Annotated in this window: 8 protein-coding genes; 6 read left to right on the top strand and 2 right to left on the bottom strand. The window is 63.3% G+C overall.

The annotated features are described in order from the left end of the window. The 3 genes from WCA85_RS18370 to WCA85_RS18360 all read left to right on the top strand — a co-directional run. Window positions 1-1,004 (top strand): hypothetical protein (locus tag WCA85_RS18370; RefSeq protein ID WP_424066303.1); only part of this gene is annotated, 1,004 nt, incomplete at its 5' end. Window positions 1,005-1,181: 177 nt separating this feature from the next. Further along, on the top strand, window positions 1,182-2,582 hold the full coding sequence (locus tag WCA85_RS18365) for a sigma 54-interacting transcriptional regulator (protein ID WP_424066305.1): 1,401 nt from the start codon (window positions 1,182-1,184) through the stop codon (window positions 2,580-2,582). A 75-nt stretch (window positions 2,583-2,657) separates the two neighbouring features. Further along, window positions 2,658-3,188 carry a dihydrofolate reductase gene (locus WCA85_RS18360; protein WP_424066302.1) on the top strand — a complete coding sequence of 177 codons (531 nt, stop codon included), beginning with the start codon at window positions 2,658-2,660 and terminating at the stop codon, window positions 3,186-3,188. 242 nt (window positions 3,189-3,430) lie between these two features. Here WCA85_RS18360 and pmbA read toward each other — a convergent pair whose 3' ends face one another. After that, window positions 3,431-4,801, bottom strand: coding sequence for a metalloprotease PmbA (gene pmbA / locus WCA85_RS18355; RefSeq protein WP_424066301.1), 1,371 nt, complete (start codon window positions 4,799-4,801; stop codon window positions 3,431-3,433). 250 nt (window positions 4,802-5,051) lie between these two features. Between pmbA and yjgA the strand changes: the two genes are divergently transcribed. Further along, window positions 5,052-5,666 carry a ribosome biogenesis factor YjgA gene (gene yjgA / locus WCA85_RS18350; RefSeq protein ID WP_424066304.1) on the top strand — a complete coding sequence of 205 codons (615 nt, stop codon included), beginning with the start codon at window positions 5,052-5,054 and terminating at the stop codon, window positions 5,664-5,666. Beyond that, window positions 5,611-6,273, top strand: coding sequence for a molybdopterin adenylyltransferase (gene mog / locus WCA85_RS18345; RefSeq protein WP_424066300.1), 663 nt, complete (start codon window positions 5,611-5,613; stop codon window positions 6,271-6,273). The genes yjgA and mog overlap by 56 nt, the downstream gene beginning before the upstream one ends. A 24-nt stretch (window positions 6,274-6,297) precedes the next feature. On the opposite strand, the gene orn is transcribed toward mog, so the two are convergent. After that, window positions 6,298-6,906: an oligoribonuclease gene (gene orn / locus WCA85_RS18340; protein WP_424066299.1), complete on the bottom strand. Its 609-nt coding sequence runs from the start codon at window positions 6,904-6,906 to the stop codon at window positions 6,298-6,300. Between the two features lie 151 nt (window positions 6,907-7,057). Here orn and WCA85_RS18335 point away from each other — a divergent pair. After that, the coding region (locus tag WCA85_RS18335; protein ID WP_424066298.1) for a M48 family metallopeptidase at window positions 7,058-8,311 on the top strand (1,254 nt) is incomplete at its 3' end.

Genomic DNA, 8,311 nt, shown 5'->3' with positions numbered 1-8,311 from the left:
GCTCTGGCGCGGTCGGCCAGACGCAGAAAGCCACGCAGCCGGTGCGCACGCAGTCCGAGCAAGCCGTCGCGCAGCAACAGCAGAACTCGGCGCTGTTCGAGCACAGTCTGACCTTCGACTGGGGCATCAGCGATACCTACTACGATCGCCGCCAGTTGCAGCTCTCCGGCTTCCTCGCGCTCGATGCGATCTTCCTCGGCAACATCAACCTGGGTGAAACCAAGTCGCACCAGGTGATGGCCGATCTGGATACGCGCTACGGGCTCACCGACCGCATCAGTGTCGACGTAGACGTGCCGTATATCTACCGGCACAGCAACTTCATCGTCGGCGGGGCTGGCGGTGCGGCTAACACGCTGTCGGACGCGTCAGCCAATTCGAGCGATATCGGCGACGTCAACTTCGGGATGTACTACCAGTTCCTGAAAGAGACCAACAACCTGCCCGACCTCGTCGGCAGTCTGCGTATCAAGGCGCCGACCGGTTCCTCGCCATTCGGCATCAAGCTGCAGCAGCTCGACGCCGACAACACCAACCTCGTCGCGCCAAGCAAGCTGCCCACCGGCACCGGCTTCTGGAACATCACGGCGGGCCTGTCGTTGTTGAAGACCTACGATCCGGTCGTGCTGTTCGGCAGCCTCTCCTACACCTACAACGTCGCCCGCTCGTTCGCGGACATCTCGTCGGTGGAAGGCCAGACTGAACCCGCCACCGTCAAGCTAGGCGATATCGTGCAGTTCGGCGGCGGCGTCGCGCTGGCGTTCTCGGACAAGGACTCGGCGAGCATCTCCTACACGATGGCGCTGGAGCCGGAATCCGAAACGCGGGCGCCGGGCAGCAGCTACTCGAAGGTGCCCGGCAGCGAAACCGCCGCTGCCGCGCTGAACTTCGGCCTGAACCATGTGGTGAACAAGCACCTGACCATCAACGGCTCGGTTTCCGTCGGCTTGACGCCTGATGCACCGAACTTCGTGGTCGGCGTGCGGTTCCCCTATACATTTTGATGTGCCAACAATACGAGGTTGATCGTGCGCGAATCACCCCATCTGACTAGTGTTGCACCACCGTCCGGCACGCATCTGTCGATTGCACGACCGAAGGAAGTAAGCCTCGTGCGAACACAGGAAGCCCCGCTTCCCGTGCCACAGCGCGAGCCGCTCGCGGCCGAGGTGACAAGCGTCATGCGGCCGCCGCAAGCGCAGGACGAACGCACGGTCTTGTACGTGGCGCGTACCCACGACGAGGCGTTGACCGCGCACCTGAAGAGCCGCGGCTGGAACGTGATGCTTGCACGCTCGGCACACGAAGTGCTGCGTCTGCTCAAGACGGACACCGCCTGTGCCGGGGTCGTCGATCTGGCGAGTTTTCCGCTGCGCGACCTGGGCGGCCTCGAAGCCAGCCTGCGCCAGCAGCAGGTGGGCTGGATCGCGCTCGCCACGCCGGAGCGGCTGCATGAGCCGGACGTGCGGCGCCTGATCCGTCATTTCTGTTTCGACTACGTGAAAACGCCGGTGGCCCACGCGACGATCGATTACCTCGTCGGCCACGCGTTCGGGATGGTGACGCTGTGCGAGCCCGAACTGGCGCCGCCTGTCACGCCGGGGGGCGACGACGAAATGGTCGGCACCTGCGAGGCGATGCAGCAGCTCTTTCGCACCATCCGCAAGGTAGCCAATACCGACGCGAGCGTCTTCATCTCGGGGGAATCGGGGACGGGCAAGGAACTCACCGCGCTCGCGATCCACGAACGCTCGCCGCGCCGCAAGGCGCAGTTTGTGGCCATCAACTGCGGCGCGATTCCGCATCATCTGTTGCAGTCCGAACTATTTGGCTACGAAAGGGGCGCGTTTACCGGCGCCAACCAGCGCAAGATTGGCCGTGTAGAGGCAGCAGATGGCGGCACCCTGCTGCTCGATGAAATTGGCGATCTGCCACTGGAGAGCCAGGCGAGCCTGCTGCGCTTTTTGCAGGAAGGCAAGATCGAACGTCTCGGCGGGCGCGAATCGATTCCGGTGGACGTGCGAATCATTTCCGCCACCCACGTCGACCTCGAAACCGCGATGCGCGACGGACGCTTTCGTGCCGACCTGTTTCACCGCCTGTGCGTGCTGCGCGTCGACGAGCCGCCGCTGCGCGCCCGCGGCAAGGACATCGAAATTCTCGCCCATCACATCATGCACAAGTTCAAGACGGACAGCGCGCGCAAGATCCGCGGCTTCAGCCCGTCGGCGATCGAGGCGATGTACAACTACACCTGGCCGGGGAATGTGCGCGAAATGATCAATCGTGTACGCCGCGCTATCGTGATGGCCGAAAACAAGCTGATTTGCGCGGAAGACCTCGATCTGGCCCACTTCACCGCGCAGGAAACCATGAGCCTGTCGCAGGCGCGGGAAAACGCGGAGAAGCACGCCATCGAAGCCGCGCTCCTGCGCCACCGGCATCGCCTGAACGAGGCGGCGGCGGATCTGGGCGTGTCGCGCGTGACGCTGTATCGGCTGATGGGTGTACATGGACTGCGCGAAATGGCCGAAATGGACGCGAAGTCGCTATTCGGTGAGGAGCCCGAGGCCCGGGAGTAAGGCTCGGACGATGCCTGAGCGAAGCCGCGCGGGCCTCAGGTAGAATCGTAACGATTACGTAACCGTGCTCACTCCATGACGACGCTCACCCTGATCGTCGCTCGCGCCCGCAATGGCGTGATCGGCCGCGACAACCAGCTTCCCTGGCGACTGCCCGAAGATCTGGCCTTCTTCAAGCGCACGACGATGGGCGCGCCCATCATCATGGGCCGCAAGACCCATGAGTCGATTGGCCGGCCGCTGCCGGGACGGCGCAATATCGTCGTCACGCGCGATGCGCAGCGTCGCTTTGCCGGCTGCGACACCGCCACCAACCTGGCCGAGGCACTCAGCCTCGCCGCGCAGGACCAGGCGCCTGAAGCCTTCCTGATTGGCGGCGCGGAGCTCTACAAAGAAGGCCTCGCACACGCCGACAAGCTGATCATCACGGAAATTTCCATCGATTTCGAGGGCGACGCCCACTTCGCGCCGCTCGAGCCGCAGGAATGGGAAGAAGTGGCCCACGAGACGCATCGGGCCCACGCACCTAATGAGTTCGATTACGCGTTCGTGACGTATCGGCGGACAGGCGCTGTGGCCGAGGAGCGGCAGGTGTCGGCTGCGTGAGGATGGGGAAGCTGGCTTGGGGCGGACTGCTGCGGCTGCCTTGCCACCCGTGGCTCCCTCGACGTGATTCGTCATTCGCCCTTCGCGGTAATAAACCAGCGGCACGCGACTAGCGCGGCAAATAAAAAACGCCACGGAAACTGTTTCCGTGGCGTTTTTGTTTGCGCCATCACACCCATAGGGGGGAGCAATACCGGCGCCGCGAGCAGTCAAGTCGTAGCATGCGCGGTCAGCGCACTGCCTTATTGCCCCGCAATCGTCATACGTTCAATCAGCACCGACCCCGTCTGCTTGGTGCCGCGCACGATCGTATCCGCGCCGATCGCGACGATATGGTGGAACATCTCCTGCAGCGTGCTCGCGACGGTGATCTCTTCCACCGGATACTGGATCTTGCCGTTCTCAACCCAGAAGCCCGACGCGCCGCGCGAATAGTCACCCGTCACGTAGTTGACGCCCTGCCCCATCAGTTCGGTCAGCAGCAGGCCCGTGCCGAGCTTTTTCAGCATGGCCTCGAAATCGTCTTCCGGACGCGTCTTCGAACTGAGCAACGACAGGTTGTGTGAGCCGCCCGCGTTGCCGGTGGTTTGCATGCCGAGCTTGCGCGCCGAATACGTAGACAGGAAATAGCCTTCCACGATGCCGTCTTTCACCACCGAACGCTGTTTCGTGCGCACGCCCTCTTCGTCGAACGGGGCGCTGCCCATGGCGCGGGCCACGTGCGGATCTTCGACCACCTGGACGTGCGGCGCGAACACCGGCTTGCCGAGGCTGTCGACGAGAAACGTGGTCTTGCGATACAACGCGCCGCCGCTTACCGCCTGCACGAACGCGCCGAGCAGGCCGGCGGCGAGCGGCGCCTCGAACAGTACCGGCACCTTACGCGTATCCAGCCCACGAGCGCCAATCCGGGCGAGCGCGCGCTGCGCCGCGTAACGCCCAATCGCCTCCGGATCAGCCAGTTCACCGGCGCTGCGCTTCGAGGTGTACCAGTCGTCGCGCTGCATGTTGCGCCCGCTGCCGGCGATCGGCGCGCACGCCACGTAATGACGCGAAAACGGATAGCCCGCGAGGAAACCGCGCGAGGTGGCCAGCACGAATTGCGAGTGCTGCGCGGACACGCTGGCACCTTCGGAGTTCTTGATGTGCGGATCGGTCGCGAACGCCGCATCTTCGGAGCGGCGGGCGATCTCGACGGCTTCGTCCGCGGTCAGATTCCACGGATGATACAAATCGAGGTCACGCGGCGCCGTTTCCAGCAGTTCCGCCTCGGCGAGGCCCGCGCAGTCGTCTTCGGCAGTGAAACGCGCGATGTTGTAAGCCGCCGCCACCGTGTCCTTGAGCGCCTGTGGCGAGAAGTCCGAGGTGCTCGCGTTGCCGCGCTTGTTGCCGATAAACACCGTCACGCCGACCATCTTGTCGCGATTGTGTTCGATCGTCTCGACCTCGCCACGCCGCACGGAGACGGACAGGCCGTCGCCTTCGGAAATTTCGGTCGCCGCATCGGTGCCGCCGAGCGACTTCGCGTGACGCAGGATGTCCGAGGCGATTTCCTTCAGTTCATCCTGGGTATGCGGGAAAAAACGCTGTCTGACGTCCATGTCTGCTGCCATATTCGTTGCCGTCCTGTTCGGGGCCAAAGGGGGCCCGCGGGTATGTTCTCAAGTACGTCGCTACGTATCCCGCGATCATAGCAAGGTCCGCGCTGGCCTACCTGGCATTCGCTGCGCTAGTGTGAGGTTGGTGCCGAGGTTCGCGTTGGTGTTAGCGTTATTAGCTTCGAGGTTCATTGGCGCCCGTGAGCGGCCACGCGAATCCTGCCGTGCGGCAGGTCTTGTGGGCACGGCACGTTACAATATCGTTATGACACGCAAAACCCGCATTCAACCGATGGAACCCGCCGTCGAAAACGAAATCGACGAGAACGGGTACGACCGTCCCAGCAAGTCCCAGCTCAAGCGCGACATGCACGCGCTGCAGGAGCTGGGCGAGGCACTGATCGCGCTGCCGAAAGACGCGCTCAAACGCATGCCGATGCCCGAAAAGCTCGACGACGCAGTTCGCGAAGCGCGCCGGATCACCGATCACGAAGGCAAACGCCGTCAGGTGCAGTACGTGGGGCGCGTGATGCGCTCGCTGCACGATGACGAGACGGCCGGGCTGCGCACCGCGCTTGATTCGTACAACGGCATCAACAAGGCAGAGACTGCACGCCTGCACTGGATCGAGCGCACCCGCGAGAAGCTGCTCGCCGACGACGCCGCGCTCACCGATTTCATCCGCCAGCACCCCGCCGCCGACCCGCAGGAAGGCCGCACGCTGATCCGCAATGCCCGCAAGGAAGCGCAGCAAAGCAAGCCGCCGCGCTATTTCCGCGAGCTGTTCCAGTGGATCAAGAACGCCGACGGTCCGAACGCGTCCGATGACGACGAGGACCACGGCACCCCGGAAGACGACGATGACGAAGATCGCGCGTAGCCATCCCGACGAAATCGTGATCGGCCTTGTGTCGATCAGCGATCGGGCCAGCACGGGCGTCTATGAGGACAAAGGCATCCCGGCGTTGCAGGAGTGGCTGGGCGCGGCGCTGAGTTCGCCGTGGCAGGCAGTCAGCCGGCTGATCCAGGACGACGCGCCGACCATCTCGGCGACGCTCGTCGAACTGGTCGACTTGCTGGGTTGCGACCTCGTGCTGACCACCGGCGGCACGGGGCCGTCACGGCGCGACGTGACGCCCGAGGCGACGCTCGCGGTGGGAACCAAGGAAATGCCGGGTTTCGGCGAACAGATGCGGCAGATCAGCCTGAATTTCGTGCCAACGGCGATTCTGTCGCGCCAGATGGCAGTGATCCGCGAGACGGACGGCCATGCGGCATTGATCGTCAACTTGCCGGGTCAACCGAAATCGATCCGGGAAACGCTTGAAGGCCTGCGTGATGACGCGGGCGCTACGAAGGTGCCGGGGATTTTTGCAGCGGTGCCTTACTGCATTGATCTGATTGGCGGCCCGTATGTGGAAACGAACCAGGCCATCGTGAAAGCGTTCCGGCCGAAGAACGCGGTTCGCGCGCCGCGTCAGGATTAAACGGCGCGCTGACCTCGGCTACTCTTACTCTTCCGTGACCGGCGCGCTGGCGGCCGGGATCAGGAAGTGCTCACGATAGTACTTGAGCTCGTCGATCGATTCGTGAATGTCGGCCAGCGCGGTGTGCATGGCGCGCTTCTGGAAACCCTTGTAGATGGCCGGTTGCCAGCGACGGCACAGTTCCTTCAGCGTGCTGACGTCGAGATTGCGGTAATGGAAGAAGCGTTCCAGATCCGGCATCCAGCGCGCCATGAAACGGCGGTCCTGGCAGATGGAATTGCCGCACATAGGCGATTTGCCCGGCGGCACGAACTGGCCGAGAAATTCGCGAATCTGCTCGATGGCGTCCGCTTCGCTGACGGTTGACGCGCGCACCCGGTCGATCAGCCCCGAACGGCCATGCGTGTTCTGATTCCACTGATCCATTTTGGCGAGCGTTTCGTCGCTTTGGTGGATGGCCAGCACCGGACCTTCGACGAGCCTGTCGAGCGTCGAATTGGTTACCACTACGGCGATTTCGATGATGCGGTCGGTGTCCGGTTCGAGCCCGGTCATTTCCATGTCCAGCCAGATCAGATTCATGTCGCTGCGCACGAGCGACGGCTCTCCAGCGGATTCGAGGATGTCAGTCATGAAGGCAACCTTGGTGAACGGCCCCGCGCGCCGTCGAGAGACGGGCCGGTGCGCCGTTAGATCAGTACGTTTAAGAGTTCGTTTTAGCGTGGCCCCGCCAGCCGGCGGGAAGAAACATATAATTCTCGCATAGATACCACGGATTTCCCGGATGCCTACTCTGTACTTCACCGTTCTGTTTGCCATCGCCGTCGTGGCGATGGTCGGCACCAAGCTCTGGCTCGCGTCGCGGCAAATCCGCTTCGTCGCGGCGCATCGCGGGCACGTGCCGGGCCAGTTCGCCGGCACGATCGCGCTCAGCGCACACCAGCGTGCCGCCGACTATACCGTCGAACGCACGCGGCTCACCATGATCGAAATCGTCGTCAGCGCCGCCGTGCTGATCGGACTGACGCTGCTTGGCGGCGTGCAGGCGCTCGATCTCGCCATCTCGGACTGGCTCGGGCGCGGCTACCTTGGGCAGATCGTGCTGATCGGCGCTGTGATCGCCATCACCAGCGTGATCGACCTGCCGTTCGACTATTACCGCCAGTTCGTGATCGAGCAACGCTTCGGCTTTAACCGCATGAGCAAGGGGATTTTCTTCGCCGACCGCATCAAGGGCGCGCTGCTCGGCGCCGCGTTCGGTCTGCCGCTGCTGTTCGTCGTGCTGTGGCTGATGAACCAGGCCGGCAGCCTGTGGTGGCTGTGGACATGGGTGGTCTGGGTCGTGTTCCAGATGCTCGTGCTGGTGTTGTATCCGAGCTTCATCGCGCCTCTTTTCAACAAATTCGAGCCGCTCAAGGACGAGGCGCTGGTGACGCGGATCGAAGCGCTGATGAAGCGCTGCGGGTTCGCCGCGAAGGGCCTCTTCGTGATGGACGGCAGCCGCCGTTCCGCGCACGGCAACGCGTATTTCACGGGCTTTGGCGCCGCCAAGCGCATTGTGTTCTTCGACACGCTGCTCGCACGCCTGTCGGGTAGCGAAATCGAAGCGGTGCTCGCCCATGAACTTGGCCACTTCAAGCGCCGCCACGTCATCAAGCGAATGATCGTGATTTTCGCCATCAGCCTCGTGATGCTGGCGCTGCTCGGCTGGCTGATGCAGTGCGTCTGGTTCTACGAGGGGCTCGGCGTGCGGCCTTCGTTGATCGGCGGCAACAGTGGGCTCGCGCTGATCCTGTTCTTCCTCGCGCTGCCGGTGTTCCTGTTCTTCGTGACACCGCTCGGCAGCCTCAGCTCACGCAAGCACGAATTCGAAGCCGACGCGTTCGCCGCGACCCAGACCGATGCGCAAGACCTGGTCAACGCGCTCGTGAAGCTGTACGAGGACAACGCCTCGACCCTGACCCCTGACCCGCTCTACACTGCGTTTTACTACTCGCATCCGCCGGCGTCGCAGCGGATCGACCGACTGCTGCGGCAC

The organism is Paraburkholderia sp. (genome assembly GCF_049581445.1).
Taxonomy (GTDB): domain Bacteria; phylum Pseudomonadota; class Gammaproteobacteria; order Burkholderiales; family Burkholderiaceae; genus Paraburkholderia.
This window is presented reverse-complemented; position numbering and strand designations above follow the sequence as displayed.

Bases quoted from the DNA above. Each gene is read 5' to 3' on its own strand.
- yjgA (WP_424066304.1), top strand. From the start codon at position 5,052: ATGACACGCAAAACCCGCATTCAACCGATGGAACCCGCCGTCGAAAAC.
- WCA85_RS18360 (WP_424066302.1), top strand. From the start codon at position 2,658: ATGACGACGCTCACCCTGATCGTCGCTCGCGCCCGCAATGGCGTGATC.
- WCA85_RS18365 (WP_424066305.1), top strand. From the start codon at position 1,182: ATGCGGCCGCCGCAAGCGCAGGACGAACGCACGGTCTTGTACGTGGCG.
- orn (WP_424066299.1), bottom strand. From the start codon at position 6,906: ATGACTGACATCCTCGAATCCGCTGGAGAGCCGTCGCTCGTGCGCAGC.
- mog (WP_424066300.1), top strand. From the start codon at position 5,611: ATGACGACGAGGACCACGGCACCCCGGAAGACGACGATGACGAAGATC.
- pmbA (WP_424066301.1), bottom strand. From the start codon at position 4,801: ATGGCAGCAGACATGGACGTCAGACAGCGTTTTTTCCCGCATACCCAG.